26 protein-coding genes are annotated in these 26,602 nt (G+C 68.1%); 14 read left to right on the forward strand and 12 right to left on the reverse strand.

Annotated features, from left to right (window positions below):
* Nucleotides 1–185: 185 nt before the first annotated feature.
* Nucleotides 186–2,318 carry a glycoside hydrolase family 3 C-terminal domain-containing protein gene (locus AC6EUH_RS16040; protein WP_499739261.1) on the reverse strand — a complete coding sequence of 711 codons (2,133 nt, stop codon included), beginning with the start codon at nucleotides 2,316–2,318 and terminating at the stop codon, nucleotides 186–188.
* Between the two features lie 484 nt (nucleotides 2,319–2,802).
* Here AC6EUH_RS16040 and AC6EUH_RS16045 point away from each other — a divergent pair, with 484 nt between their 5' ends.
* From AC6EUH_RS16045 to AC6EUH_RS16090, 10 genes are all read left to right on the forward strand, one after another.
* Entirely contained in the window at nucleotides 2,803–3,420 is a 618-nt protein-coding gene (locus AC6EUH_RS16045) for a uracil-DNA glycosylase family protein (protein WP_056429157.1), read from the forward strand.
* Nucleotides 3,421–3,632: 212 nt separating this feature from the next.
* Nucleotides 3,633–4,376, forward strand: coding sequence for a glucose 1-dehydrogenase (locus tag AC6EUH_RS16050; RefSeq protein WP_499739262.1), 744 nt, complete (start codon nucleotides 3,633–3,635; stop codon nucleotides 4,374–4,376).
* A 17-nt stretch (nucleotides 4,377–4,393) separates the two neighbouring features.
* The gene (locus AC6EUH_RS16055) at nucleotides 4,394–5,350 is read left to right on the forward strand and encodes an L-lactate dehydrogenase (RefSeq protein WP_056429152.1); all 957 of its coding nucleotides are present in this window, start codon (nucleotides 4,394–4,396) and stop codon (nucleotides 5,348–5,350) included.
* 166 nt (nucleotides 5,351–5,516) lie between these two features.
* Nucleotides 5,517–6,050: a hypothetical protein gene (locus AC6EUH_RS16060; RefSeq protein WP_499739263.1), complete on the forward strand. Its 534-nt coding sequence runs from the start codon at nucleotides 5,517–5,519 to the stop codon at nucleotides 6,048–6,050.
* Between the two features lie 123 nt (nucleotides 6,051–6,173).
* A complete protein-coding gene (locus tag AC6EUH_RS16065; RefSeq protein ID WP_499739264.1) occupies nucleotides 6,174–6,773 on the forward strand; it encodes a DUF305 domain-containing protein in 600 nt (199 codons plus the stop codon).
* Between the two features lie 92 nt (nucleotides 6,774–6,865).
* Nucleotides 6,866–7,573, forward strand: coding sequence for a FadR/GntR family transcriptional regulator (locus tag AC6EUH_RS16070; protein ID WP_499739265.1), 708 nt, complete (start codon nucleotides 6,866–6,868; stop codon nucleotides 7,571–7,573).
* A gap of 71 nt (nucleotides 7,574–7,644) precedes the next feature.
* Nucleotides 7,645–8,694, forward strand: coding sequence for an asparaginase (locus tag AC6EUH_RS16075; RefSeq protein WP_499739266.1), 1,050 nt, complete (start codon nucleotides 7,645–7,647; stop codon nucleotides 8,692–8,694).
* An 8-nt stretch (nucleotides 8,695–8,702) separates the two neighbouring features.
* Nucleotides 8,703–10,118, forward strand: a complete 1,416-nt coding sequence (locus tag AC6EUH_RS16080; protein WP_499739267.1) for an aspartate ammonia-lyase — start codon at nucleotides 8,703–8,705, stop codon at nucleotides 10,116–10,118.
* A 27-nt stretch (nucleotides 10,119–10,145) separates the two neighbouring features.
* Nucleotides 10,146–11,729, forward strand: coding sequence for an amino acid permease (locus tag AC6EUH_RS16085; protein ID WP_499739268.1), 1,584 nt, complete (start codon nucleotides 10,146–10,148; stop codon nucleotides 11,727–11,729).
* A 121-nt stretch (nucleotides 11,730–11,850) separates the two neighbouring features.
* Nucleotides 11,851–13,167, forward strand: a complete 1,317-nt coding sequence (locus AC6EUH_RS16090) for an ATP-binding protein (protein WP_056429135.1) — start codon at nucleotides 11,851–11,853, stop codon at nucleotides 13,165–13,167.
* Nucleotides 13,168–13,189: 22 nt separating this feature from the next.
* On the opposite strand, the gene AC6EUH_RS16095 is transcribed toward AC6EUH_RS16090, so the two are convergent.
* From AC6EUH_RS16095 to gluQRS, 3 genes are read right to left on the reverse strand one after another with little or no spacing between them, the layout of a single operon-like run.
* On the reverse strand, nucleotides 13,190–14,191 hold the full coding sequence (locus tag AC6EUH_RS16095) for an NADP-dependent oxidoreductase (RefSeq protein ID WP_499739269.1): 1,002 nt from the start codon (nucleotides 14,189–14,191) through the stop codon (nucleotides 13,190–13,192).
* 2 nt (nucleotides 14,192–14,193) lie between these two features.
* Complete coding sequence (locus AC6EUH_RS16100) at nucleotides 14,194–14,889, reverse strand: HD domain-containing protein (RefSeq protein WP_499739270.1); 696 nt, start codon at nucleotides 14,887–14,889, stop codon at nucleotides 14,194–14,196.
* A gap of 9 nt (nucleotides 14,890–14,898) precedes the next feature.
* A complete protein-coding gene (gene gluQRS, locus AC6EUH_RS16105) occupies nucleotides 14,899–15,795 on the reverse strand; it encodes a tRNA glutamyl-Q(34) synthetase GluQRS (RefSeq protein ID WP_499739271.1) in 897 nt (298 codons plus the stop codon).
* Between the two features lie 424 nt (nucleotides 15,796–16,219).
* Here gluQRS and AC6EUH_RS16110 point away from each other — a divergent pair, with 424 nt between their 5' ends.
* The gene (locus AC6EUH_RS16110) at nucleotides 16,220–16,678 is read left to right on the forward strand and encodes an Lrp/AsnC family transcriptional regulator (protein ID WP_499739310.1); all 459 of its coding nucleotides are present in this window, start codon (nucleotides 16,220–16,222) and stop codon (nucleotides 16,676–16,678) included.
* A gap of 9 nt (nucleotides 16,679–16,687) precedes the next feature.
* On the opposite strand, the gene AC6EUH_RS16115 is transcribed toward AC6EUH_RS16110, so the two are convergent.
* Complete coding sequence (locus tag AC6EUH_RS16115; RefSeq protein WP_082492652.1) at nucleotides 16,688–17,143, reverse strand: Lrp/AsnC family transcriptional regulator; 456 nt, start codon at nucleotides 17,141–17,143, stop codon at nucleotides 16,688–16,690.
* A 103-nt stretch (nucleotides 17,144–17,246) separates the two neighbouring features.
* Here AC6EUH_RS16115 and AC6EUH_RS16120 point away from each other — a divergent pair, with 103 nt between their 5' ends.
* Nucleotides 17,247–17,897: a LysE family translocator gene (locus AC6EUH_RS16120; protein WP_056429123.1), complete on the forward strand. Its 651-nt coding sequence runs from the start codon at nucleotides 17,247–17,249 to the stop codon at nucleotides 17,895–17,897.
* A 42-nt stretch (nucleotides 17,898–17,939) separates the two neighbouring features.
* Here AC6EUH_RS16120 and AC6EUH_RS16125 read toward each other — a convergent pair whose 3' ends face one another.
* The 6 genes from AC6EUH_RS16125 to AC6EUH_RS16150 form a co-directional block, all read right to left on the reverse strand.
* Nucleotides 17,940–18,296, reverse strand: a complete 357-nt coding sequence (locus AC6EUH_RS16125) for a nuclear transport factor 2 family protein (RefSeq protein WP_499739272.1) — start codon at nucleotides 18,294–18,296, stop codon at nucleotides 17,940–17,942.
* Nucleotides 18,297–18,371: 75 nt separating this feature from the next.
* Nucleotides 18,372–19,361 (reverse strand): hypothetical protein, encoded by a 990-nt coding sequence (locus AC6EUH_RS16130; protein ID WP_499739273.1) that lies wholly within the window; start codon nucleotides 19,359–19,361, stop codon nucleotides 18,372–18,374.
* Nucleotides 19,362–19,398: 37 nt separating this feature from the next.
* Complete coding sequence (locus AC6EUH_RS16135) at nucleotides 19,399–19,899, reverse strand: DUF456 domain-containing protein (protein ID WP_056429113.1); 501 nt, start codon at nucleotides 19,897–19,899, stop codon at nucleotides 19,399–19,401.
* Nucleotides 19,900–20,007: 108 nt separating this feature from the next.
* Nucleotides 20,008–21,219, reverse strand: a complete 1,212-nt coding sequence (locus AC6EUH_RS16140) for an NAD(P)-dependent malic enzyme (RefSeq protein WP_499739274.1) — start codon at nucleotides 21,217–21,219, stop codon at nucleotides 20,008–20,010.
* Between the two features lie 301 nt (nucleotides 21,220–21,520).
* Entirely contained in the window at nucleotides 21,521–22,087 is a 567-nt protein-coding gene (locus tag AC6EUH_RS16145) for a TetR/AcrR family transcriptional regulator (RefSeq protein WP_499739275.1), read from the reverse strand.
* A gap of 192 nt (nucleotides 22,088–22,279) precedes the next feature.
* Nucleotides 22,280–23,596, reverse strand: a complete 1,317-nt coding sequence (locus tag AC6EUH_RS16150) for an MFS transporter (RefSeq protein ID WP_499739276.1) — start codon at nucleotides 23,594–23,596, stop codon at nucleotides 22,280–22,282.
* Between the two features lie 110 nt (nucleotides 23,597–23,706).
* Between AC6EUH_RS16150 and rraA the strand changes: the two genes are divergently transcribed.
* Entirely contained in the window at nucleotides 23,707–24,183 is a 477-nt protein-coding gene (rraA, locus tag AC6EUH_RS16155; protein ID WP_499739277.1) for a ribonuclease E activity regulator RraA, read from the forward strand.
* 148 nt (nucleotides 24,184–24,331) lie between these two features.
* On the opposite strand, the gene AC6EUH_RS16160 is transcribed toward rraA, so the two are convergent.
* Nucleotides 24,332–24,736 (reverse strand): hypothetical protein, encoded by a 405-nt coding sequence (locus AC6EUH_RS16160; protein ID WP_499739278.1) that lies wholly within the window; start codon nucleotides 24,734–24,736, stop codon nucleotides 24,332–24,334.
* A gap of 379 nt (nucleotides 24,737–25,115) precedes the next feature.
* On the opposite strand from AC6EUH_RS16160, the gene AC6EUH_RS16165 reads away from it, so the two are divergent.
* Nucleotides 25,116–26,567, forward strand: coding sequence for a sugar porter family MFS transporter (locus AC6EUH_RS16165; RefSeq protein WP_499739279.1), 1,452 nt, complete (start codon nucleotides 25,116–25,118; stop codon nucleotides 26,565–26,567).
* Nucleotides 26,568–26,602: the final 35 nt, after the last annotated feature.

The raw sequence follows: 26,602 nt of genomic DNA on the forward strand, positions 1-26,602 counted from the left end.
CCCGGGACGGGTCTGACCGACTCGCCTCCGCTGCCCAACACGGCCGTGCCGGCCACCGACACCAACCATCACCGCCGTGAACTCCGACACCGGGCCAAGTCGCTCAGACTTCGCAGATGTGGGGCCCAAGAACCTGGGTCAAAGGCACCGGCAGCGGCCTGAACCCTCCTGAATCGGTCGCTTGGCTAGCGCCCGAACCACGCCTCGGCCAGTGACACGTCGGCTTCCAAGGCGTAGTTGCCGGCCGCGTGCCCGAGCGCCACACGGTAGCTGCCACCGGGGGTGTGCCACTGTCCGCGATCCGTGTCATAGGACGCCAGCAGCCGCGGATCAACATCCAGGGAGACGGTCCGTGATTCGCCGGCGTCGAGATTCACGCGCTCAAAGCCGAGCAGCCTCATCCGGGCGCCGGCAGGATCTTCCAGGAGGTAGAGCTGGGGGACGTCGGCCCCGCGGCGCGGCCCACTATTGGTGACTGTGAATTTGGCCCGCACCCTGTCCCGGTCCGACACTGTCAGGCCTGCGTAGTCGAACCGGGTGTAGCTGAGCCCGTGGCCGAAGGGGAACAGCGGCCGCTGTCCGGTTCTGGCGAACCAGCGGTAGCCGACGTCTGATCCTTCGTTGTAGTGGATGGTCGTCGGCGTCCCCCACGGCGTGCCGAGGCCCGGCAACTCCGGCCGCGGGGTCTGGTCCAGGCCCGCGGGGAAGGTCAGCGGGAGTTTCCCGGAGGGGTTGGTGTCGCCGGTGAGGATCTCGGCGATCGCCTGCCCGCCGCACTGGCCGGGGTACCAGGCCGCCAGGACGGCCCGGACCTTCGGGAGCCACGGCATCGCCACGGGGTTGCCGGTTTCGAGGACGACGACGGTGGCCGGATTGGCGTCCGCGACGGCTTCGATCACGGCGTCCTGCCCCCACGGCAGGGACAAGTCAGCATTGTCGTACCCTTCGCCTTCCACCCGGATGCCGAAGACGACGGCGACGTCGGAGCGTCGGGCCAGCAACGCCGCCTCGGCGGGGCTCATCCCGGGATCGTATTCGATCGCGGCGCCGGGCAGCAGCTTCTGCAGTTCCGCCAGCGGCGAGGACGGCAGCAGGTACAGGTTCCGCATGCCGCCCATGATGCCCGGGCCGCCGATGGTGTGGCTTTCGACGTAGCCGCCGGGCGGCACCACCGCACTGGACCCGGCGCCGATCGGCACGCCGAGCTGGGCATGTCCCCCGATCACCGCGATCTTGAGCGGCCCGCCACTGCCGGACAGCGCGTCCAGCGGGAGCACTCCGTCGTTCTTGAGCAGGACAATCCCCTGCCGCGCCGTCTCCAGGGCGATGTCCGCGTGGGCGGCGAGGTCGACGTCGGGAGTTCTCTCCCAGCGGTCGGTCCCGACGTCGAACACGGCGTAGAGGATGCGCTGCACCATCTCGGACAGCCGTTCCTTGGGGAATTCACCCGCCGCGTAGGCCTCGTGCAGCGGGCCGGTGAACGTCTCCTGCCCCCACATCATCACGTCGATCTGCACGCCGGATTCCTGGTCCTGGCCGCGCAGCGCGAAGTCCCACCTCGGCGTCGCGCCCCAGTCGGACATCACCCAGCCCGGGAAGCCCCAGGCGCCCTTCAGGATGCCCTGAAGCAGCGTCTCGTTGCCGCCGGCGTAAGTGCCGTTGACCTTGTTGTAGCCGGTCATGACCGAGCCGGGCCGGGCGCGCTCGATGGCGATTTCGAACGCGAGGAGATCGGATTCCCGGTGAGCGGCCGGGTCGATGATCGCGTCCAGCCAGTGCCGGTTGGTTTCATTGCAGTTCAGCGAAAAGTGCTTGACCGTGGAGATGACCTGCTCGCCCTGGATGCCCTTCACCGACTCCGCGCCGAGGACGCCGGTGAGCCAGGGATCCTCGGACAGGTACTCGAAATTCCGGCCGTTGCGCGGATCGCGGTGCAGGTTGAGGCCGCCGGCCAGCTGGACGTTGAGGCCTTTGCTGCGGGCCTCCTTGCCCACCATTTGCCCCGATCGGCGGGCGAGTTCGGGGTTGAAGCTGGCCCCGAGGGCAATCGACGCCGGGAGGGCCGTGGCGGTGTCGCCCTCCCGGTAGCCCGGGTTGGTGACGCCCAGGCTCGCGTCGCTCATTAACAGGGCGGGGATGCCCAGCCGCGGGATCCCGGGGGTGTAGCCGGCGCTCATCGGGACGTCCTCCGGGATGCGCGGGTCCTTGTCCGTGAGCGTCGCGTTGGTGCCCATGACGCTGATGAGGAGGGAGAAGCGCTCCTCATCAGTCATCTGCGCCTCGACCTTCCGGGCCCGTTCCATCGCTTCTGGGTTCACGCGTGCCTGCCTTAGGGGTCAGCCCGCGGGCGTTTGGCGCCGCGCCGGGTTGGGGACCTGCGGTTGGGTTCCATCATGCCGTTGGCGGCGGGGAGGGGCCAGAGGTTTGCGGATACCTCCGTCGGTTGTCAGACGGTATCCCGGTGGATTCTGTCCTGGATTCGGGCGGCTTCACCAAGTTCTTCCCGTTAAACACAAGGCCTGCAGGTACCTTCGCGATCTCGCTATGAGCTGGCTCGGACATTTTCATATCCAGAACGACCCGGCTTAATCAGATGGTTACCTGCAGACGCTTTAAGCCTACGCCCGGTCCGCGGACATGGGTAGGGCAAGGGGCCAGGCTTTCGGTCGCTTTGTTCTCCGACACGTCCCGGCACGAAGTAAAGCAGGCTGCCCACCAGGGCAACAAAACCGCCGCCCGGCCCGGAAGCGTAGAGTGGAAGGCGACGCCTGATTCTGGACGCCAAGTGCTGAGGGAGAAATCGTGACGATTGACTGGGACGAAAAGAAGACCCTGCTGCAGGAACCGAACATCGCCGCCGTAACGCAGCTTTGCGACGAACTGATGGAAAAGAAGCCGGGGTCGGTCGTCCCGTACATCGATCCTGTCCATGACGAGGACGAATGCCGGATCGTCAGCCTCCACATAGCACCGGGCAAGGGCACCGAATCGGGCTTCGTCTCCCATTTCAACGATGACGAGGCCGCCCGCCGCGCCACCTCCATCTACGAGGCCGTCGAGCTGGACCCGCGCTACGTCATGCCGTGGAACGCTTACCCGTGGGTCCGCGACCCCGAGCTTCCGTCCGCGCTGAACGTCCAGGAGAAGACCGACGGCCTGCGGCCCTTCCGCCAGTTCCTCAAGATCAACAAGCGCGTCTCCGCCGTCATCGCCCATGGTGCCGACGCCCACGCCTTCCTGACGCTGTTCGAGAAGACGTACCACTCCTCGCTGAAGAACCGCGGCGTCAAGATCTACAAGGCCACGGCCCTCGGCGGCCGCGCCTTTGCCGTCTCCGCCGCCAAGCAGGAGGAACTCCTGAGCAAGAACGTCGAGGTATACCGCGACGCCATGCAGCGGGCAGGCATCCAGCACCTCTGATCCGGCCCACTGATCTGACACCTCTGATGTAACACCGCCGGGACTGCACGACGGCGGTCGCCCGCCGCCCGTCTCCACCGCCCGGTCCGTCGTCGCCCGGCGCGCGTAGGGTCCAACGGCCCTGCCCAAGCCGGACGGTCCTTGGTGAGCTTGAAGCGGAGCCCGGACGGCCGCGTCCCTGGAGAGGCTCGCTCCCGAAAAAGGACTCAGCGATGGGACGGTTGGACGGCAAAGTGGCCCTGGTCAGCGGCGGCGCCCGGGGGATCGGCGCAGCCATCGCCCGGCGGTTCCTCGACGAAGGCGCGAAAGTCGTGGCCGGTGATGTCCTGGACGAGGACGGGAGGCAGTTAGCCGCCGACCTCGGGGACGGCGTCCGCTATGTCCACTTGGACGTAACGCAGCCGGCGGACTGGGAAGCGGCGGTGGACGAGGCCGTGGCCGCCTTCGGCAGCCTCAGCGTTCTGGTCAACAACGCCGGCATTGTGAACTTCGGCCGAATCGACGAGTACTCGCACGGGGACTGGACCCGGATCATCGATGTGAACCTGACCGGCGTCTTCAACGGCATCAAGGCTGGGGCCCCGGCCTTGGCGCGCGCCGGCGCCGCGTCCATCATCAACATCTCCTCGATCGCGGGAATCCGGGGCTACGAGTCCCTCTCCGGCTATACGGCGTCGAAGTTCGGCGTCCGGGGCCTTACCAAGAGCGCCGCCCTGGACCTCGGCGGGTCCGGAATCCGCGTGAACTCGGTGCACCCCGGCGTCATCGAGACGCCCATGACTGCGGGCATGACCTTCGACACTGGACATGTCCCCCTGCACCGGACCGGCCAACCGAGGGAGATCGCGGATTTGGCGGTGTACCTGGCAGCCGATGAGTCCTCGTTCGTCACGGGCGCCGAGTTCGTGATCGACGGCGGCGAGACGGCCGGTACCGTGGCGCCACCCTCCGCCTGACACGAAAGCAGAAGCCCATGTCCCAGAATCCCGGTACCAAACTGGCAATTGTCGGCGCTGGCAGCGTGGGCACCTCCCTCGCTTACGCCGCCCTGATCCGCGGCTCCGCCAGCAATGTGGCCCTCTTTGACGTCAACGCCACCAAGGCCGAAGCCGAAGTCCTCGACCTCGCCCACGGCACCCAGTTCGCCGCCGCCGCGTCGACCGTCACCGGCGGCGGGGACATTACCGCGACGGAAGGGGCCGACGTCGTCGTCATCACCGCCGGGGCCAAACAGGCGCCGGGCCAGACGCGCCTGGACCTGGCCAGCACCAACGTCCGGATCCTCGAACAGCTCATGCCGCAACTGCTCACGCACGCCCCCGAAGCCGTTTACGTCCTGGTCACCAATCCCTGCGACGTGCTGACCGTCGCGGCGCAGCAGATCTCCGGCCTGCCGTCATCGCGCATCTTCTCCTCCGGCACGGTGCTCGATACGTCCCGGCTGCGCTGGGTGCTGGCGCACAAGGCCGGAGTCTCCCTCACCAGCGTGCACGCGAGCATGGTAGGCGAGCACGGCGACACCGAGTTCCCCATCTGGTCCGGCGCCACGATCGGTCCGGTCCCGATCCGCCAGTGGACGGTCGACGGCGAACGCGTCTTTACGCCCGAGTACCTCGCCGACACCGCGCGGGAAGTGACGCACGCGGCCTACAAGGTGATCGCCGGCAAGGGCGCGACGAACTACGCCATCGGCCTCTCGGGGGCCCGGATCGTGGAGGCGCTGCTGCGCTCGGAGAACGCCGTCCTTCCAGTCTCCACCGTGCTGGACGGCCAATACGGAATCTCCGGGGTGGCGCTGTCCCTGCCCAGCATCGTGGGGAACGGCGGGGTCCGTACGGTGCTTGACACACCCATGGACGACGGCGAACTGGCCTCCCTGCACCACTCTGCCGAGACGCTGCGGCAGAGCCTGGCGACCCTGGGAATCTGACGCCGGGAATCCAACCCCGGCGAGCTGACGGTGGCTGCGGCGGCGCAGGCCGCCAGGCGCGGCATGTCCGCGGCCGGAACACAGCGGTCGGAACACAATGGGCGGCGGCGCCGTTGGACACCGGTAGCCTATTGACCACCAAGCCGGCCCCGGAGAGGAGGACGCCATGCCCGCCGCCACCCCGGCCCGAGCCGCGGCCTGGCTCCGCCACGCCGTGCTGCTGGCCGCACTCCTCGCCGTCATCGCGGGTTTCCTGGGCATGCACATCCTCTCGGGGTCCCACGGGATGCACTCTCAGGCGGCGCCTTCGGGCGCCACCGGACACACCGCGGCGGAACACCACGCGGCACCGGCGCCTGCCCCGGCCCACGGCACACACTCCAGCCACCAATCCGGTTCAACGGCTCCGGCCGGATCACCGGCTCCACCTCCGGGCCCGGACGTGATCCCCGCGTCGGTGACCGTCGGCGGAACCGTGGTGCCGCCGTCGTGCGTCTGCCAGGGCGGCTGCGCCGAGAAGCCGGCGATGCACGTCGGCTGCACGCCCTCACCGGCGGGCGCCACCTTGAGCGCACCGCAGCCCGGCGCAGCCCTGCCGGCGGCCCGGCCGTGGACCGCAGGGCTGGCGGACCTCCCGTCCGGCTATGCTTACCGGCCCGGTACGCCATCCCCCAACGACTTGTCCATCAGTCGCACGTAAGACGGGGCATGCGCCGTGACACCGCCGGCCACCTCCCGCCACCCGCGCCCGGCATCCACGCACTGGCTGCTGCGCGCCCATCCCCCGGTGTCTCCGCCGGATCCACGAAAGACACGATGTGCCATGAAGAAAACCCTTACGATTTCCGCCGCGGCCATGGCCGCGGTGATTGCACTGGCCGGCTGCTCGGCCAGCAGTACCCCCGGGAGCAGCATGCCCGGCATGGACCACAGCACGGGCAGCGCAATGCCGGGCTCGAGCGCCGCCGCGGACCACAACGGCTCGGACACGATGTTCGCCCAGGCCATGATCCCGCACCACGCGCAGGCCGTGGAGATGAGCGACATCATCCTGAAGAAGCAGGGCGTCGACGCCAGGATCACCGCGCTGGCCACGAAAATCAAAGCCGCCCAGGCGCCCGAGATCGACAAGATGACCGGCTGGCTCGGTGACTGGAACGAACCCACCCAGGCGCCCGGCGGCCACTCGATGACCGGCATGATGAGCGGCGATGACCTCACCAAGCTCGGCGCCGCCCAGGGCACCGACGCGGCGAAGCTCTTCCTCAGCCAGATGATCGCGCACCACGAAGGCGCCGTCGAGATGGCGAACGCCGAGGTCCGCTCCGGCAAGAACGCCGAAGCCGTCATGCTGGCCAAGGACATCGCGGCCTCCCAGACGGGCGAGATCCAGGACATGAAGGACCTGCTCGCCCTGCTGTAGGCGGAGATCAGCGCTCGCTGTGACGGCGGCCACCGGCCCCTGGGCCGCCGTCACAGTTGACACCCCGGTGTGACCTCTGCCATATTTCAAACATGAACCTGTCAGACAGCCGGACAGCAGGACAGCCCCTCGCCCGCCTTAGCGCAGCCGAAGCGGTCTTTAATGTCCTCCGCTCCGAAATCGAGTCCGGCAAGCTCATCGTCGGCGCCAAGCTGAGCTCCGAGGCCACGCTCGCCCAGCAGTACGGAGTGAGCCGCTCCGTGGTCCGCGAGGCCTTGCGTTCCTGCACCGCCTTGGGGCTGACCGTCACCAGGACCGGGCGGGGCACGTTCGTCGTCGCCGACCACGTGGCCAAGGACCTGGTCCTTGGCCAATACTCGGCACGCGACCTCACCGAGGCGCGCCCCCACATCGAGGTTCCTGCCGCCGCGCTGGCGGCAGAACGCCGTTCGCCCGAGGAACTGGACACCATGCGGGACGTCGTTGCCGCGATGACCGCCGAGGACGACCCCGAAGTGTGGGTGGGCCTGGACTCGAGCTTCCACGCGTTGATCGCCAGGGCCAGCCGCAACAAGGTCTTCGAAAATGTCGTCTCCGACATCCGGGAGGCCCTTGCCCACCAGTCCGAGACCCTGAACATGGTGACGGACCGGCGACACGCGTCCAACGAGGAGCACCGGCGCATCCTGGCCGCCATCGAGGCCGGCGACGCTGCAACGGCAGGCATCGCCATGAGCCAGCACCTGCATGCTGTTGGCGTTGCCCTCGATTCGATTCTCCACGCCGCTGACGGCGCCTGACCCTGCGCCAGGACGTGCAGATTCAGCAGCGGCTTGACCAGCGACAACCAACACCACCGCCAAAGGACGTCATGTTTTCTCCTGCCCCCGCTCACATCCCGACTCCGCTGGCTCCGGAGCGGCTCCCGGAGCACGTGCCGCTTGCGGTCCAGACCCGCGACGGCCTGGTCGAAAGCGTCCACTGCGGCTCGGTCATCGCCATCGCGGCGGACGGCCGGGCCCTCCTGACCGCCGGCGAGCCCCTGGCCCCGTTCTACCCGCGATCCGCCCTCAAGCCCCTGCAGGCCGTCGCCATGGTCCGCACCGGCCTGGAGCTCCCCGACGAACTCCTCGCCCTCGCATCCGCCAGCCACTCCGGGGCCGCCGCCCACCGCGACGGCGCCCTGCGCATCCTGGACATGCATGGGCTGACCCCTGCCGACCTCGAGAACAGCACCGACCTCCCTTACGGCGTCCGCGAGCGCGAGGAATGGGTCGGCGGCGGCGGGAAGGCCACCCGGCTGGCGCAGAACTGCTCCGGGAAACACGCGGCCATGGCAGCCACCTGCGTCGTCAACGGCTGGCCGGTCCCGGGATACCTGGACCCGGCGCACCCGCTCCAGCAGCTCGTGGCCAGGACCGTCGCGGACCTGACCGGCGAGGAACCGGAGCGCACGTCCACTGACGGCTGCGGCACCCCGCTCTTCGCCCTGACCCTGCGAGGCATGGCCCGCGCCTTTGGCCGGCTGGCCTCGGCAACGGGACCCGGCAGCGCGGAAGCCGCCGTCGCCGGAGCCATGCGCCGTCACCCGGAGATGGCCGCGGGCGAGGACCGGGATGTCACCGCACTGATGCGCTTGGTGCCCGGACTCCTGGCCAAGGACGGATTCGAAGGCGTCCAGCTGGTGGGACTGCCGGACGGCCGTGCCGTCGCCGTGAAGATCTCCGACGGCGGAGACCGCGCCCGGATGCCTGTCACCGTGCGCCTGCTGGCCGCGCTCGACGTCGATACGTCTCCCCTGGCGGGCATTGCCGCGGCACCCGTGCTCGGCGGCGGCCGGCCCGTCGGGCTGCTGCAAGCCGTCGATTTCCTCGCTTCGCCCGAAACCTCCGGCACCGCCAACTCCCCCGACGCCCCGTAAGGACCGACATGACATTCCTCGACGAACGTTCAGATTTCCGCTCCGAACACGACCTCCTGGGCGACCGGGACATCCCCGCCGACGCCTACTGGGGTGTCCACACCCTCCGGGCCGTGGAGAACTTCCCCATCACCGGCCAGCCGCTCGCCTCCAACATGTACCTGGTCCGCGGGCTGGCGGCCGTCAAACTGGCCGCCGCCCGCACCAACCACGAGCTCGGGCTGCTCGACGCCGGGCGCGCCCGTGCCATCGAGGAGGCCTGCACCGACGTCATGAACGGGAAGCTCAGCGAGCAGTTCGTGGTGGACGTCATCCAGGGCGGTGCCGGGACGTCGTCGAACATGAATGCCAACGAGGTCATCGCCAACCGGGCCCTGGAAATCCTTGGACACCCCAAGGGCGACTACGCGCGGCTGCACCCCAACGACCACGTCAACCTCAGCCAGTCCACCAACGACGTCTACCCCACCGCAGTCAAGCTGGGCACGATCTTCGCCGCCCGGGAACTGCTCGATGCCCTCACCGAGCTCGAAGACGCCTTCGCCGCCAAAGCCCTCGAATTCCGCACGGTGGTGAAGATGGGCCGCACCCAGCTGCAGGACGCCGTCCCCATGACCCTCGGCCAGGAATTCGGCACCTACGCCGTCACGATCGGTGAGGACCGGCTCCGCCTGGCCGAAGCCGACCTGCTGATCCACGAAATCAACCTGGGCGCCACGGCGATCGGCACGGGACTCAACGCACCGGCAGGGTACGCTGCGGCCGCCTGCCGGCACCTCGCCGAAATCACGGGCCTGCCGCTCGTCACGGCGGCGGACCTGATCGAGGCCACCCAGGACGTCGGCGCCTTCGTGCACCTTTCCGGCGTGCTCAAACGGGTCGCCGTGAAACTGTCCAAGATCTGCAACGACCTCCGGCTGCTCTCCTCCGGCCCGCGCGCCGGCTTCGGCGAAATCAACCTCCCCGCCGTGCAGTCCGGGTCCTCGATCATGCCGGGGAAAATCAACCCCGTCATCCCCGAAGTGGTCAGCCAAGTCGCCTATGAGGTGATCGGCAACGACGTCACCATCACCATGGCGGCCGAAGCCGGGCAGCTCCAGCTCAACGCCTTCGAACCCATCATCGTCCACAGCCTCCACAAGAGCATCTCCCACCTGGAAGCCGCTTGCCGCACCCTTACGGCCCGCTGCGTCCGGGGCATCACGGCCAACACCGAACACCTCCGCCTCACGGTGGAACAGTCAATCGGCCTCGTCACCGCACTCAACCCGCACCTGGGCTATGCCACGGCCACGGCCATCGCGCAGGAAGCCCTCGCCACCGGCAAGGGCGTCGCGGAGCTCGTACTCGAACACGGGCTGCTCACCGCCGAGCAGCTCACCGACCTCCTCAGCCCGCAGCGCTTGGCCAACCTGAGCAAATAGCGCACCCTCGACCCCCGAAGGACCCCCATGACTTATCCCGAAACTGCCCGCGCCCAAAAACAAACGACCCAAAACCAGCCCGCCATCTCCGACCACACCATTCCCGCGCATGCCCATGCCTCCGAGGCAGCGCTGCACGCCGAGGACCAGGGCTACCACAAGGGCCTGAAACCCCGGCAGGTGCAGATGATCGCGATCGGCGGCGCCATCGGCACTGGCCTGTTCATGGGCGCGGGCGGCCGCCTCGCCACTGCCGGACCCGCCCTGGTCATCAGCTATGCAGTCTGCGGGTTCTTCGCCTTCATGATCCTGCGTGCCCTCGGCGAACTCGTGATGCACCGGCCGTCGTCGGGCTCGTTCGTCTCCTATGCCCGCGAATTCTTCGGCGAGAAGGCGGCGTTCGTCACCGGCTGGCTGTACTGGCTGAACTGGGCCATGACGGCGATCGTGGACATCACCGCCGTCGCGCTGTACATGAACTTCTTCAAGAAGTACTGGGCGCCGATCGCGGACGTACCGCAGTGGGCTTGGGCCCTGGCCGCCCTCGTCCTGGTCCTGGGCCTCAACCTCATCAGTGTCAAGGTGTTCGGCGAGCTCGAATTCTGGTTCGCGCTGATCAAGGTTGTGGCGCTCGTGTCCTTCCTTCTCATCGGCACCTACTTCGTCATCTTCGGCACCCCCGTCACCGGCCAGGAGGTCGGCTTCAGCCTCATCGCGGACAACGGCGGCATGTTCCCCAACGGTCTTTTGCCCGCAGTCGTGGTGATGCAGGGCGTCGTGTTCGCCTACGCCTCGATCGAGCTGATCGGCACCGCCGCCGGCGAGACGGAAAACCCGGAAAAGATCATGCCGCGGGCCATCAACACCGTGATCGTCCGTATCGCGGTGTTCTACGTCGGCTCGCTCGTACTGCTCTCGCTGCTGCTGCCCTATAACTCCTACAAGGCCGGCGAGAGCCCGTTCGTGACGTTCTTCGGCTCCATCGGCGTCGACGGGGTGGACGCCATCATGAACCTCGTGGTCCTGACCGCGGCCTTGTCCTCGCTGAACGCCGGCCTCTACTCCACCGGCCGGATCATGCGTTCGATGTCCGTTTCGGGTTCTGCGCCGAAATTCGCCAGCCGAATGAACAAGTCCGGGGTCCCCTACGGCGGCATCGCCCTTACCGCATGTGTGGCCGTCCTGGGCGTCATCCTGAACGCCCTGGTCCCGGCCGAGGCCTTCGAGATCGTCCTGAACGTCGCGTCGCTGGGCATCATCTGCACCTGGGCCATGATCGTCCTGTGCCAGATGCAGCTTGCCCGGCTCGCAGCCCGCGGGGAACTGCTCAGGCCCACCTTCCGGATGCCGGGCGCACCCGTCACGGGCTGGGTCACGCTGGCCTTCCTCCTGTCGGTGCTGATCCTCATGGCATTCGACTCGCCCGTCGGAACGTGGACCATCGCGTCCATCGTGGTCATCGTTCCGCTCCTGATGCTCGGCTGGCGCCTCAGCCGGCACCGCATCCTGGAAATTGCCGCCGTCCGCGACGGCTTCACCGGCCCGTATCCGCTTGTGGCGGCCCGTCCCGCGCGCGGCACGGACGGTTCCGCCGGCGGAGATTCGGAATAGTCTTCCGGGGTTCCGCCTCCCCGTAACGCAACGTCGGCGCAACCCCTCGCGGATAGGGTTCGCATATGCTCAGCAGACAGACTCACACTGGCTCAGCGACGAACCACCCGGGAGACACCTCATGACCAACTGGCGAATCAGGGATTTCCATTCCGCCGACCTTGACGGCATCCTGCACCTCTGGGAAACGCTCAAGGCCACCAACGTGGAACCGGTCTATGCACTCTCCGAGGTACTGGCCTCGTGCGAAAAGGACCACGCCGTCGTCGCGGTGCTGGGGGATCAGGTGGTGGGCGCCGCCGTCGGGCGCGCCGCCCATGACCAGGGCTGGATCGTGTTCCTCGCCACCCTCCCCGAGTACCGCGGCCGCGGCATCGGCACGTCGCTGCTGGCCGCCGTCGAGAACCGGATGGCGCCGCACGGCCTGAACAAGCTTTCTGCGCTCATGCCGGAATCCGAGACCCGGGTGGAGGCGTTCCTGGGCCGCGGGTTTGTGCTGAAGAAGAACCTGCGCTATTTCGAGCGGAAGATTCCGGTGCAGCGCCAGGAACTCGAACCGCTCAGCCTGCTGGGCGGCCGGATCCTGGCCCGCGACCTCTGGGAAAATGTCGCCGGCATGCGGAACGAGAAGGAACTGCTGGAACGCCGGCTGGTCCTGCCCTTGGCCGAGGCCGACCTCGCCGACGAGTACGGTGTGGTGCCGCCGCGCGCCGTCGTTCTCTTCGGCCCGCCCGGCACCGGCAAGACCACGTTCGCGAAGGCCATTGCGTCCCGGCTGGAGTGGCCCTTCGTGGAGGTATTCCCCTCCCGGCTGGCCTCCGATCCCAAGGGTCTTGCGGGTGCGCTGCGCGAGACTTTCCTGGAGATTGCCGAGCTGGAACACGCCGTGGTGTTCATCGATGAGGTGGAGGAGATTGCCTCCCAGCGCTCCGGTGAACCGCCGTCGCCGCTGCAGGGCGTCACCAACGAGCTCCTGAAGATCATCCCTGCCTTCCGCGAACAGCCCGGCCGCCTGCTGGTCTGCGCCACCAACTTCATCCGCGCCCTGGACACCGCGTTCCTGCGCCACGGCCGCTTCGACTACGTCATCCCCATCGGCCTGCCCGACCGCCAGGCCCGCGAGGCTATGTGGCAGCGGTTCATTCCCGCCACAGTTGTGGACGACGTGGACGTGGAGCTTCTGGTGGACCGCACGGAGGGATTCTCCCCCGCAGACATCGAATACGCGGCCCGGAGCGCGTCCCAGCGGGCTCTGGAGAAAGCGGTGTACGACGACGGCGGGCTGGCTTCCAGCGGCAACGCCTCCATCCGCGAGGCCGTCCGGAAGGGCCCCGCGACGCAGGACTACCTCGACGCGATTGCGGAGACCCGGACCACGGTGAGCGACGAGGTCCACCAGCAGTTCCTCGAGGACATCGACGCCCTGGGCCGGGTGTAGCCGCCGGCCTGCCGCACGCTGGTCAGAACGTGACGACGATCTTGCCCTTGGCGCGGCCCTGCTCCAGCGCGGCAAAGGCCTCGGCGATCCGGTCGAACGGATAGCTGCTGTCCACCACCGGCTGCAGCTGGCCGGCGTCGACGAGCGTTGCCAGGAAGCGCAGCCCGTCCCCGCTCGGGTGCATAAACAGGTAGCGGTAGCTGGTCTTCGCCTTGCGGGCGCGCCTGCGGATGCCCAGGCTCATCACCCAGAATGCTGCGGTGACCCACGGCGGAGCGTCAAGGTCTTTCGTCGCGGTGAGCGGCTCCGGAACCCCCGCGATGGAGACTACCCACCCGCCCGGCCGGAGGATGCGGAAGGATTTCTCCAGCGTCGCGCCGCCCACCAGGTCCAGCACGGCGTCGAAATCCTGCAGCACACCGGCGAAGTCCTCCCGCGTGTAGTCGATAACCCGGTCCGCCCCCAACCGCCGCACCAGTGCCTCTCCGCGGGCAGAGGCTGTAGTGGTGACCTCGGCGCCGAAGTGCTTGGCGAGCTGGATGGCGAGCGTTCCCACGCCCCCGGCGCCGCCGGCGATGAAAAGCCGGGTGCCGGGGCCGACGTCGAGTTCGTCGCGGAGCGCCTGCAGCGCAGTCAACCCGGCCAGCGGAAGTCCGGCGGCCTCGGCGAACCCGATGGACGCCGGCATGGCGGCCACGAGTTCCTGCTGCACGCACACGAACTCGGCGAAGGCGCCCAGCCTGCGTTTGTCCACCCGCGCGTAGACACGGTCCCCCACCGCGAAGCGGCTCGGGCCGGGTCCGACGGCGTCGACCGTTCCGGCGACTTCGCAGCCGGCGACGACCGGCAGCCGGAACGGGCTGATGGGACGCAGCCCGCCCTCGCGGAGCTTGAAGTCGACCGGGTTCAGGCCTGCGGCGGCGACCCGGATCCGGACGTCGCCGGGCCCGGGCTGGGGCTCAGCGAGGTCCCGGAGCTCCATGGCATCCGGCCCGCCGTAGCGGGTGAGGACGTAGCCGCGCACTGTCAGCCCCGGCGCGGCTCGGCCTCAGCGGCAGCAGGCTCGGCGGCAGCGGCTGGGACCTCGTCCGGCCCCGCCGTCGGGTCTTCCGTCGGCGCGTCGTCGTAGGAGAGGTTCTCGTAGTCGGTGTCATCCGCCTCGTCGAGCAGGTCGTCGAGTTCCTCGAGCAGCCACGGGTTGATCCGGGCCAGGATCTTCCGGGTTTCCTCCACCGGAACTGCGGCGTAGAGCACGGGGCGGGCATCGTTGTAGCGGGTTACCGGCGGTTTGTCCGGCCACTTCTCAGCCAGCGCCTTGACGCGCTCCGGCAGCGAATTGTGCGCGTTGTCCGCGATCTTCACGAGGGTGGCGTCGTGGTCCTCGGCGATGTAACGGATGCCGGCCTGGTAGTCGTCCGGGTTCTCGTGCAGGCGCTTGGTGACGCGCTCGATGATGTCCACGGCGCGCTCGGAAACGCCCATGTCCAGCAGAGCTTGCCGGGTCATCGGGGTGTCCTCTGCGATGTCGTGCAGATAACCGGCAATCCGGATGTCGTCGTCGAAGTCCGCCAGGGCATCCCCGACGGCGATCACGTGCTCGCGGTAGGGCCGCTTGAGCTTGTCCTTCTGCCGGTTGTGGGCCACTTCGGCGAGAACCTTGGCCGTCTCGACGGTAAAACTCGGTTGCGGGCTGCGCGATTCCCTAAACTCTGGTTCTGACATGCATCCAGCCTACGCGTCCGGCCCGGCCATCCCGGGCCAGATCCACGGCTCCCGCGACAGCGCGGCAGGGTCAAATGCGGCGAGGGCGTGCGCCAGCGGCCCGCCCGGCAGTCCAAGGGACCCCAGCAGAGCGTCCCGCACCTCGTCTACGGACGCCCCGACGGCCGCGAGGTCCGTGAGCGTAACGGCGCCGTCGCGCTTAGCCAGCCGTGCGCCGTCGGCGTTCAGGACGAGCGGAACGTGGGCATATTCCGGAACGGGAATATTCAGCAGGGAGGCGAGGTAGGCCTGCCGGGGCGTGGAGGGCAGCAGGTCGTCGCCGCGGACCACCTGGTCGATCCCCTGGGCGGCGTCGTCCACCACGACGGCGAGGTTGTACGCCGTCACCCCGTCGTTGCGGCGGAGCACAAAATCATCCACGACGCCGGTATAGCTGCCGTGCAGCACGTCCTGCACTGTCACCTCCGTGACGGCCGACCGGAGCCGGACCGCCGCGGGCCGGACGGCACGCTTCGCCTCACGTTCCGCCGCGGACAGCTCCCGGCATGTGCCCGGGTAGGCTCCCTGCGGGGCGTGCGGCGCGGACGGGGCCTCTTGGATTTCCCGGCGGGTGCAGAAGCACTCATACGTAAGACCCGCCGCGGCCAGCCGGCCGATCGCTTCCGTATAGAGGGTCCCGCGGTCGGTCTGGCGCACCACATCGCCGTCCCACGTAACCCCGACGGCGGCCAGGTCCCGGAGTTGCTCCGCCTCGGCGCCGGACCGGGCCCGGTCGAGGTCCTCAACCCGCATCAGGAACCGCCTGCCGGTGGACCGGGCGAAGAGCCAGGCGAGAATGGCGGTGCGGAGGTTGCCGACATGCAGTTCGCCGGAGGGGCTGGGGGCGAAGCGGCCGGCAGACGTCATGTCACCAGCCTAAGCGCAGCCTCCCCGTGGTCACTCCAGCAGCAACGCGGGGTCACAGCACAAGAGCCCCTCAGCTACCGATGACTTCGGAAAACCGACGTCGGTGGCTCAGGGGCTCTTGCCGTGCCGGGCCCGGGGCGTTGCTCCGGGCCATGGCACTGCGAATAAGGAGAACTGCGGTGAACGACGCGGAATGACGATGGTGTGAACAAGAGTCAGTCAGCGGGCGGGTTCCTTGCGGGAAGCCTCATCCAAGGTCCGGGTGGTGTGCCGGGGTGCTTGTAGCCTGTTGGGATGCGGCGGTGGCCGGCGTCCCTTCGTTGTCACTATTTCAACAGAAGCCCTACAGTTGGTGCAACGGACTTGGGTTGCGCTGGTCAATCTGATCAAGTCGGGACGCAACTACGTGCAGGAAGTGGTCACTTTGCAGGAACTCGACGCGACGGACCGGCGGATCCTCCTCGCCCTCGACGAAGACCCCCGGTTGCCGATCATGGTACTGGCCCAGAAACTCGGCCTGGCGCGCGGCACCGTACAGTCGCGCCTGGAGCGGATGACGGCGTCGGGCGCCCTGCGCCCCAACAGCAGCCGGGTCCTGCCCTCGGCGCTGGGCCGGGGCGTCGCGGCGTCGGTCAGCGCCGAACTGGACCAGAGCCACCTGAATGAGGCGATCGCTGCGCTGCGGAACATCCCGGAGGTGCTGGAGTGCCACGCCCCCGCCGGCGAGACCGACCTGCTGATCCGCGTGGTGGCGAAGAGTCCGGACGATCTGTATCGCGTCTCCGAGGAAATCCGGCTCTGCCCCGGGATCGTGCGGACGTCCACCAGCATGTTCCTGCGTGAGGTCATCCCCTACCGGACCACGGGGCTGCTGGGCGCCTGAACCAATGGCCTACACGGGCGGACCGGTATTGGGCTTCAGGTTCTTCATCACCAGCGTCGACGTGAGGCGTTCGACGCCAGGCAGCGAAGTCAGTTCGGCGTCGTAGAAGCGCTGGTAGGCGGGCAGGTCCTCGGCGATGACCTTTAACAGGTAGTCCGGGGAACCGAACAGCCGCTGCGCCTCCACGATATTCGGGTTGTCCGCCACGCGGTTCTCGAAAATCTCCATCGTGGCCCGGTCCACCTGGCGCAGGGTGACGAACACGATCGCCTCGAACCCGAGCCCCACGGCGGCCGGATCGATGTCCGCCCGGTAGCCGCGGATGACGCCGGAGGCCTCCAGGTCGCGGAGCCGCCTGTGGCAGGGAGCCACAGTCAGTCCCACCTTGGCGGCGAGGGCCGTGGCAGTCATGCGGCCGTCCTCTTTGAGGTAGCGCAAAATACTTCTGTCCAAATGGTCAATCACGCAATAATCGTACCGCCTCGAGGTGTTTCTGGGCGAAAAGAGGGAACACTTCCGGCGCCGAATTTCCTAGACTTTTCCTTTACCCACACGTCAGGAGATCACCATGAACCCCCAGCTGTTTTTCGCCTTTCTGGTGGTCGCCGGCGCGCTGGCCTGCACGCCCGGGGTGGACTGGGCGTATTCCATCACCGCGGGCCTGAAGCAGCGCAGCTTCGTGCCCGCGGTCGCAGGACTCTGCGGCGGCTACGTGCTGCACACGGTGCTGCTGGTGGCGGGACTGGCGGCCCTGCTGACGGGGATTCCCGGCGTGCTGGGCTGGCTGACGGTGGCCGGGGCGGCCTATCTTCTGTGGCTAGGACTTACCACCATCCGGTCCTGGCGCGGAGCAAGTTTCGGCGGCGCAGAGGTGCGGGCGCCGGCGAACCAGTTCCAAACGTTCCTGCGGGGCATGGGAACCAGCGGCATCAACCCGAAGGGACTGCTGTTCTATGTGGCCCTGGTGCCGCAGTTTGTCAGCCCGCAGGCATCCCTCCCGGTGCCGGTGCAGTCTGGCCTCCTCGGCCTGACCTTTGTTCTCTTGGTTGCCGTGGTCTACACCTGCGTCGCACTGCTGGCACGCAAGCTGCTGCACTCGCGGCCGGGAGCGGCACGGAAAGTGACGCTGGCCAGCGGCGTCATCATGGTTGCACTGGGCGCAGTGCTGCTGTCCGAACAGCTGCTGCCGCTCCTGGGCCAGGCCCTGTCGCGGGGCTGAGGCCCCCGTGCATGGAGCCGGCGCGGCGGACCGCAGGGCCGGTCACTTGCGCGGCATATACCATTCGGTGAATTCCGTGGCCCGGCCGTCCCCGGTGAGCTGGATGACCCAGAGATTGTCGTAGCTGCGGCTGTCCCCCCGATAGTCGGTGCGGCCCTGCACGAAGGCCCTCCCGCCGTCGACTCCGAGGAGTTTCCACTCGAAAGTCCAGTCCCCCGGCGCATCCCCCGCGGCGATCCAGCGCTCCACAATCTGCTCTCGCCCGATCCACGGCTCGGGATCATCCGGCCGGGTGGCGTACACGGCGCCTTCGGTGAATAGCGCGCGGATGTCCTCCGGATCGTTCGACGTCCAGGCCGTGACGTAGTGCTGCATCCAGCGTGCTGCCGCGTCTCTCATCCCTCGTTTGTACTCCCTGTTTTCGCCCGCCCGCAAGGGTCAGTGATCCGGCATGAAGCTCATTGCGCCGGGGATTCAGGCGTCGTCGGCCCGGCCGTATTCGCGGTCCCAGAGCTCATGCAATTCGGCGTCCTTCCGGACAGCCCGGACCGGCTCCAGATCGGCGGGCGGGCGGGGCTGCCACTCACGGCGGCTGAGCGCCCTCCGCCCATTGTCCAGCAGCAGGAGGGTCCGGTCCGTCAGGGCATCGCTGCGGAGCGTCAAGTCGGTTCCGCGTCGGCGCAGGACTTCCTGCAAGGCGGCACGGGCGGCCGCGTTGGCACCGAACTTCCGCAGCGAGCGCGCCCGGACCAGAAGCAACGCAGCCGAAAGGTCATCCCCGTTGAGCAGTCCTTCCGTATCCGCCACCACGTCCGCATCCCGTCCCAGCGAAGCGGCCAAGGAGCAGCGCGCCAGGGCCATGGGTAACGACGGCGGCAGCCCGGTCAGGGCCGCGAGGGCGGCCTCCCCCTGGCCGGTCTCGCGCAGCGAATGGGACAACGCCAGGAACACGGCTTCCTCGCTGAACAGGACCGGAACCTCGACCCGCTCCGCCACGGACACCCTAGTGATGACGCGGGCCAGGTACGTGAAGGCGTAACGGTTCGCGTCGTCGTCATTCCTGGTCAGCAGTCCGCGCTGGAGCAGTTCGGATGCGCGAAGATGGCCGCCCTGGGCGTAGCTCTGCAACCCCGCCATCAGGTAGCACAGCCCTGCCCAGCCGGGGTAGGTGTGCGCCAGCGCGATCAGCCGGTCCGGGTCGGAGCTACCGAAGATGGCGGCATGGACTGCCTTCGCCGCCTTGGCCGGTGCCCTCCCGCCGACCTTGCCGAGCCGGGGCGCGCCGCCCTCCACAGGCAAGGCGCCGCGGATCCGCCCGGCCAGGACCCCGGACACCACACCTCCCACACCGTCGGCGAGGCCGCGGACGGGTGTCCGGATGACCGGGGTGCGGAACGGCGTCAGGTCGCGGTGGTCGCGGTACAGCGCGGAAAGGGGTGTGGATCCGCCTGGTCCGGAGCTCATGTATCCATGTTAATGGGCACGGGCAGGCGGGGGCAGACTAGGCCGCGGCCGAAACCCACAGGCCGATCACCCAGGTGCTGCCGGCGAGGCAGGCGAGTCCGAACTCGACGATCATTCCCAGTCCGGTGGCTTTCAGCGCCGCCCAGCTGGAGGCCACGGCGGTACCGAAAACCCGCGTGCGGTGCAGCTCGCTCAGCAGCAGGCCCGCGGCGAAACCGACGAACAGGCCCACAACCGGGATGATAAACATCCCCACCACGCCGAACACCAGCCCGGTGACGACCGAGCGGCCCGGGATGCTGTGCTGTTTGAGTTTCCGGCCGGTCAGGACCGCGCTGGCGGCCATCCCCGCTAAGACGAAGACCATGCCGATCGCGAACACCACCCAGCCGGTGGTTCCGGCGCCGCCCCAGATGGCCCATGCCAGCAGGCTCAGCCCGATCAGGATGCTGCCGGGCAGCACGGGGATGACGGTTCCGGCCACGCCCACCAGGATGGCGAGGCCGCACAGGATCGTCACAACAGTCTCGGGGTTCATGGCCCCAGTCTATGGGCCGGCCCGGCCTCGGAGCGGGCCGGAGGCCGGCACGTCGACGGCGGCGCATCCCCCAAGGACGTGCCGCCGTCGACGTCTGTTCAGCTGTGGTTACTCGGCTTCAACCGCCGCGGCCACGGCGGCGGCTACCGCCGGGGCCACCCGCGAGTCCAGCGGGCTGGGGACGATGTAGTCGGCGGACAAGTCCTCATCGGCCAGTTCGGCGATCGCGCGGGCCGCGGCCAGCTTCATGGCCGGCGTGATCCGGCGGGCGCCGGCGTCGAGGGCGCCGCGGAAGATGCCCGGGAACGCGAGGACGTTGTTGATCTGGTTCGGGAAGTCGCTGCGGCCCGTGGCGACGACGGCCGCATACTTGCGGGCGACCTCCGGCAGGACTTCGGGGTCCGGGTTGGACAGGGCGAACACAATCGCGTCCTGGCTCATGAGCTGGAGGTGCTCCTCGGCCAGCTTGGAGGACGAGACACCGATGAACACGTCGGCGTCCAGCACGGCCTCGGCCGGGCCGCCGGAGACGCCGCGCGGGTTGCCGCTCGCGGCCAGCTGCGCTTTCTTGCTGGCGGGGTCGGCGGCGATGTCCGGACGGTCGCTGTTGATGACGCCGCGGGAGTCCAGCAGCACCACGTCGGTGATCCCGGCGGCAAGAAGCATCTGCGCGACGGCGATTCCGGCCGCGCCGGCGCCCGAGACGACAACGCGGAGTTTTTCGAGCCCGCGGCCGGTCACCTTCGCGGCGCCGGTCAGGGCCGCGAGGACCACGACGGCGGTGCCGTGCTGGTCGTCGTGCATAACGGGGCAATCGAGGGCCTCGATGAGCTTGTCCTCAAGTTCGAAGCAGCGCGGCGCCGAGACGTCCTCGAGGTTGACGGCGCCAAAGCTCGGGCGCAGGCGGACCAGGGTCTCCACGATCTCGTCGACGTTGGTGGTGTTGAGTACCAACGGGATGGAGTCGAGCTCGCCGAAGGCCTTGAACAGGGCCGACTTGCCCTCCATCACGGGCAGCGAGGCGCTGGCGCCGATGTCGCCGAGGCCCAGGACGGCGGTGCCGTCGCTCACGACGACGACGAGGCGCTGGGCCCACGTGAGTGTCTTGGCGAGTTCCGGGGTGGCGGCGATGGCGCGGCTGACCTGGGCAACGCCGGGCGTGTAGGCGATGGACAGGTCGCGCTTGCTGGCCAGCGGCACGGTGCTGGAAATGGAAAGCTTGCCGCCCTGGTGGGATGCGAAAATTTCCTCGTCGGTGAGCACCGCTACGGGCTCGGCGGGGGAAGTGGCGTCGGTGGGGTTGATCGTTTCAGTGGACACGTCGTTGTCTCCTGGGGCTCACCGTGGGCGTACGGCTCATGGAAGCTCAAGCACAGGCATGCTCAAGATGGTCTGGGGAACGTCGGCAGCGACCCGAGGTGGTGGGTCTGCGGTGACGCTCCGGGTACTGCAGGCGGCAGGGCCGCTCCGGTTCTGCAATGGTAAACACAACATTCCGGGCGCAAGGTGTCACACGACACAAACCGGCATCCGGTGAAACGTTTATCCCGCGCTTCTGGTGAGCCGCATCACGCAAAACGGCCCCTACTGCCCAGTAGAAAACCGGATTGGTCTAGACCAGTTACGCGGCAGGGCGGCTGGATGTCAGCAGGAAGCAGGCCTTCTTGAGGTCTCCCTCGGCCTCGAAGAGCGAGAGGCGGCGGCAGCGGACGGACTGGACCAGTCCGGTGACGGTCAGCAGCAGGACCCGGGAAATGGCGGCGTCGCCGCTCACTTCGGTGATGGCCTTCTCAGCCGTGGAGTCGATCTCGCGGAGCAGCCTCGTGGTGTCCGTGCCTTTGGTGTAAACGGCTTTGTTCAGGCATTGCTCCACGGCGGGCTGCATCAGGCGCATGTGGAAAATTTCCATGACAACCCCGACGAGAGCCTGGGCCGGAACGTCCCGTTCGGGGACTCCGGCCGGCGAGTTGGCCGCATGCAGTTCCGTGAGCTGCTTGCGGTAGAGCGCCAGCATGAGCTGGGTGGCGGAGGGAAAGTAGCGGTACAGGGTGCCCAGCGGAACATCGGCCTTGGCAGCGACTTCGGAGAGGACCACGGAGTCCAGGCCCTTGCGGGCGAACCCGGCGGCAACGTCGAGGATCCGCGTGTAGCGGAGCCGCTGCCGGGGCAGGGTGGGCGGAGGAGCCATCGGTGGAAGTTCTGAGTGGAATTCAGGCATCAGCAGCGTTCCGGGGTCGGTTTTCTCGGCAGCCCGGAGGGATCCCCCACAGCACTGCCGCGGCAATTCCGTCCACTATACGCCACGCTCCCGGGCCCTCAGCGAGTCACAGGCGGTGCCGCCCGCACCCGGGCACAGCCTCCCCGGCGGCGGGTCCGGGCCCTAGTCGACGCCCTTGATCTTGACCACAAAGACGGCCCCGAGCAGGCCGATCACAGCCGCCGCGACGTACAGGGAAACGTAGCCGCCCCACAGCGTCACGAAGGGGAAGGCGATGAGCGGAGCGAGCACCTGGGGCAGGGAATTGGCGATGTTGAGGACACCCAGATCCTTTCCGCGGCTCAGCGCCGCCGGGAGGACCTGGGTGATGAGGGCGAAGTCCACCGCGAGGTAGCAGCCGAAGCCGATGCCCAGCACCGAGGCGCCCACGAGGGCGCCGGCCCAGTTCGGCGCGAACGCGAGGATCAGCGAGGCCACCGCAATGATGACGGACGAGATGATCACCAGCGGCTTCCGCTTACCCATCCGGTCGCTCAGCCGGCCGCCGATCACGCTGGTGATGATCACCATGACGGCGTAAAGCCCGGTCAGGACCAACACGCCGAACTCCGGCGCGATGCCCTGCGTCTCTTCAAGGCGGACCGCGTCCTTGAGGAAGAAGAGCAGGTAAAGGGTCACCATGTGGTTGCCGATGTTCACCAGGAGCCGGGTCAGCCAGGCCCAGGCGAAGTCCGGGTAGAGCGCCGGGGAAATCCAGAAACCCCTCGCGAAGCCGGCCAGGCTGAACGGCGGGCGGGCCCCCGCGGGGAGCTGGACGTCGTCGTTCCTGAAGAAATACAGCACGACGCCGGCGAGCAGCGCCACGGCGCAGACCAGATAGCCGACGGCGAAGTTACCCGTCACCGCTGCGGCGATCACGGCGCCGACGAGGATGCCCACCGTCTGTCCCATGGCGGCGAGTCCCCCCACCGTGCCGCGCTGGGCCACGGGCACACGGTCCGGGATGGCCGCGGTGATGGCGGCATAGGCACCGTTGCACCCGGCCTGCACCAGGCACCAGAGCAGCGTCATGATGGCCACGTTGGGCGCCCCCGCGAGCGCGATCAGGGCCGCGGCGCCGAGGACGGCGCCGAAGAGTACCCAGGGGACCCGTCGACCCAGGCGCGAGGTGGTGCGGTCGCTGAATGCGCCGAACAACGGGTTGGCCACGAGTGAGACGGCAGCACCGGCTCCGGTCACGAGGGCGAGGATGGCTTCTTTGTCGCCTTCGCTGAACGCTTCCGCCTGTTGGCCAAGGAGGACCTGGATCGGGCCGAAGAAGGCCGCATTGATGCCCAGGTTAACGAGGACGACTCCGGCAATCCATACTGGCCGGACGGCCCTGTCGGGTTCGGCGAGCGCCACCGCCGTCGGGCCGTCGGCGGCGAGGCGGCCAAGGGCAGGGTCCGGAGCTGCTCCGGGCATATCGGACAGGCTCATGTGGTTCGGTTCCCCCCGGAAACGGATGACGCAGACTGAAGGTCAGTGTGGAGCCAGACTATCGTGGGGATCACGATCCGCACCCCTCTTTCCAGTGCACAGGAGAACTCATGGCCGCATCCGCTGTTAATACCGCCGATCTCTTCGACGAACGGGGCGAGGAGCTTGACTCCGTGGCTCTGCAGTTCCAGTCGCTCGGCGGCCATACCCACTTCAGCGGCCCGGTCCGGACCATCCGCTGCTTCGAGGACAACGCCCTGGTCAAGTCCGCCCTCGCCACACCCGGCGACGGGGCGGTCCTGGTGGTGGATGGCGGCGGATCTCTGCGCACTGCGCTCATGGGGGACCTGATCGCGGCAAGCGCCGTCGCGAACGGCTGGGCCGGCGTCGTGATCAACGGCGCAATCCGTGACCGGACCGCCATCGCGGGGCTGCCGCTCGGCGTGAAGGCGTTGGGCAGCAACCCGCGCAAGAGCGCCAAGACGGGCGACGGAGAGAGCGACGTGGAACTGGAGATCGACGGCGTCGTAATTCGGCCCGGCGCCAAGATCTGGTGCGATCCGGACGGGATCCTGGTCGAGCGCTGAGCCGGGCCGAGGTGAGACTTCGCGCCCATGTCTCCCCTGTGTAAGGGCGCGAACTCTCACCTCGGCGTCCATCCCCGGGACTGAATCGTGCGTCGGACCCTGCCGACGACGGCGGGGCGCTCTCCCTGCAGGTCGTCCTTCGAGATCCTCACCTCGACCCAGCCCAACCGGTCCAAAAGGGAAACTCCGGACCGTGCTCAGACACCAGGGAATCGCCGTCGGCCACGAGGTCGTCCAACCGCAGAGTAGCCGCCAAGTCGAGGAAGGTGCGTTCGGGCGAAGTGACCCGGACGCCGTCGAGAATCACCACGTCCCCGGTCCGCAGATCAAGCCGGTGGCCCGCCACGTTTGCCCGCTTGGGGATGCTGCCACCCCGGGGCCGGGCCAGATGGATCCGCCAGTCGCAGTCGGCCCAAAGGGGCAGGCCAACGCTCCAAATCCGCGCCGCCGGGAAGTGGCAGAGAACCGTGCATTCATCGAGCTGGCAGTAGGCCCTCAACGCAGCGGTGCCTTGCGCGCCGCTCCCGACCGGGACGCGGATGCCACGGGACACGGTGACCAGATCCTGGGCACGGGTCCGCTTCCGTGGGATTCCCGCGGCATCCGCGGCAAGGACGGAGAAAGAGCCATCAGCCAGTGGACGCGGGAGCTCAAATCGGCGCATCCCCTCATGATGACGGGATCCGGCGCCGCCTGCTTAGGTTATCCACACCTTGCACTCCACCCGTCCCCCACACATCCCCGCCCGGAACCACCGAGGAGAGAGTTCGCGCCCATGGTTGGACCAGACATCGGCGCGAAGTCTCACCTCGACGGCGCACTGTATGTTTCGTCTCACTTTTTGCGGCGTGTGACAGGGGTCGCTCCGGCTCTGGTGTAAGACTTGGTAGCTGCGGCGCAGGCCGTGGAACGCGAAATGCCGAGGGAGCCCAATGACAACCACCCAAGACCAGACCGCCGCCAAGATCCCCCACCGGGTCATTTGGCTGGCCGTGGCGGGCGCCGTGGGCGGCTTCCTCTTCGGCTTCGACTCCTCGGTGGTCAACGGCGCCGTCGACGCCATCAAGGACGAGTTCGCGCTCAGCGAGGCCGTGACCGGCTTCGCCGTGGCCGTCGCCCTCCTCGGCTGCGCGGCGGGCGCCTTCCTGGCCGGCAAGGTTGCTGACCGCTACGGGCGCATCCCGGCCATGAAGATCGGTGCGCTGCTGTTCCTGGTCAGCGCCATCGGCACGGGCTTCGCTTTCAGCGTGTGGGACCTTATCTTCTGGCGCCTCGTCGGCGGACTGGGCATCGGCCTGGCCTCCGTGATCGCCCCGGCCTACATCTCCGAGATCTCCCCGCGCCACGTCCGCGGACGCCTGGCCTCGCTCCAGCAGCTCGCCATCACCACCGGTATCTTCGCCGCGCTGCTCTCGGACGCCCTCTTCGCGAACTTCGCCGGCGGCGCAGACCAGGATCTCTGGTTCGGCCTCGAGGCCTGGCGCTGGATGTTCCTCGCCGGTGCGGTCCCCGCCGTCGTCTACGGCTGGATTGCCTTCACCCTCCCCGAGTCGCCGCGTTTCCTGGTGTTCCAGGGCAAGGATGAGGAAGCCCTCAAGGTCTTCCAGTCCATCGCCCCGGATGAGGACACAGACCGCCACCTGCGCGACATCAAGACCGCCATCGAGGAGGACAAGGTCGCGGGCCAGAAGGGGTCCCTGCGCGGCAAGGCCTTCGGCCTGCAGCCCGTGGTGTGGATCGGCATCATCCTGTCGGTGCTGCAGCAGTTTGTCGGGATCAACGTGATCTTCTACTACTCCACCACCCTGTGGAAGGCTGTCGGGTTCCAGGAAAAGGACTCCCTGACGATTTCCGTGGCCACGGCCGTCACGAACATCCTGGTGACCCTCGTGGCGATTGCCCTGGTAGACCGGATCGGCCGCCGTCCCATCATGCTCGCGGGTTCCATCGGCATGGCCGCCTCGCTGGGCACCATGGCCCTGGCCTTCGGGTCCGCCACCGGAACCGGCGACGCGATTTCGCTGCCCGGCGCATGGGGCCCTGCCGCCCTGGTGGCCGCCAACGTCTTTGTGATCAGCTTCGGCGCCTCCTGGGGCCCGCTCGTCTGGGTGCTGCTGGGCGAAATCTTCCCGTCCCGGATCCGTGCCCGCGCCCTGGGCCTCGCCGCGGCCGCGCAGTGGATCGCGAACTTCGCCATCACCCTGAGCTTCCCTGCCATGGCGGCTGCCTCGCTGCCCCTGACCTACGCCATGTACGCGATGTTCGCGGCGGCGTCGTTCTTCTTCGTGAAGTTCAAGGTGCCGGAGACCAACGGAATGTCACTGGAGCAGGCCGAGACCCTCTTCGTGCCCAAGGGTTCCGCGAAGGGGTCGGCAAAAGCCTGAGCCGTTCGGCACCCGCGCCTTGCACCCCGCGAGGT

The organism is Arthrobacter sp. 001422645 (genome assembly GCF_059816125.1).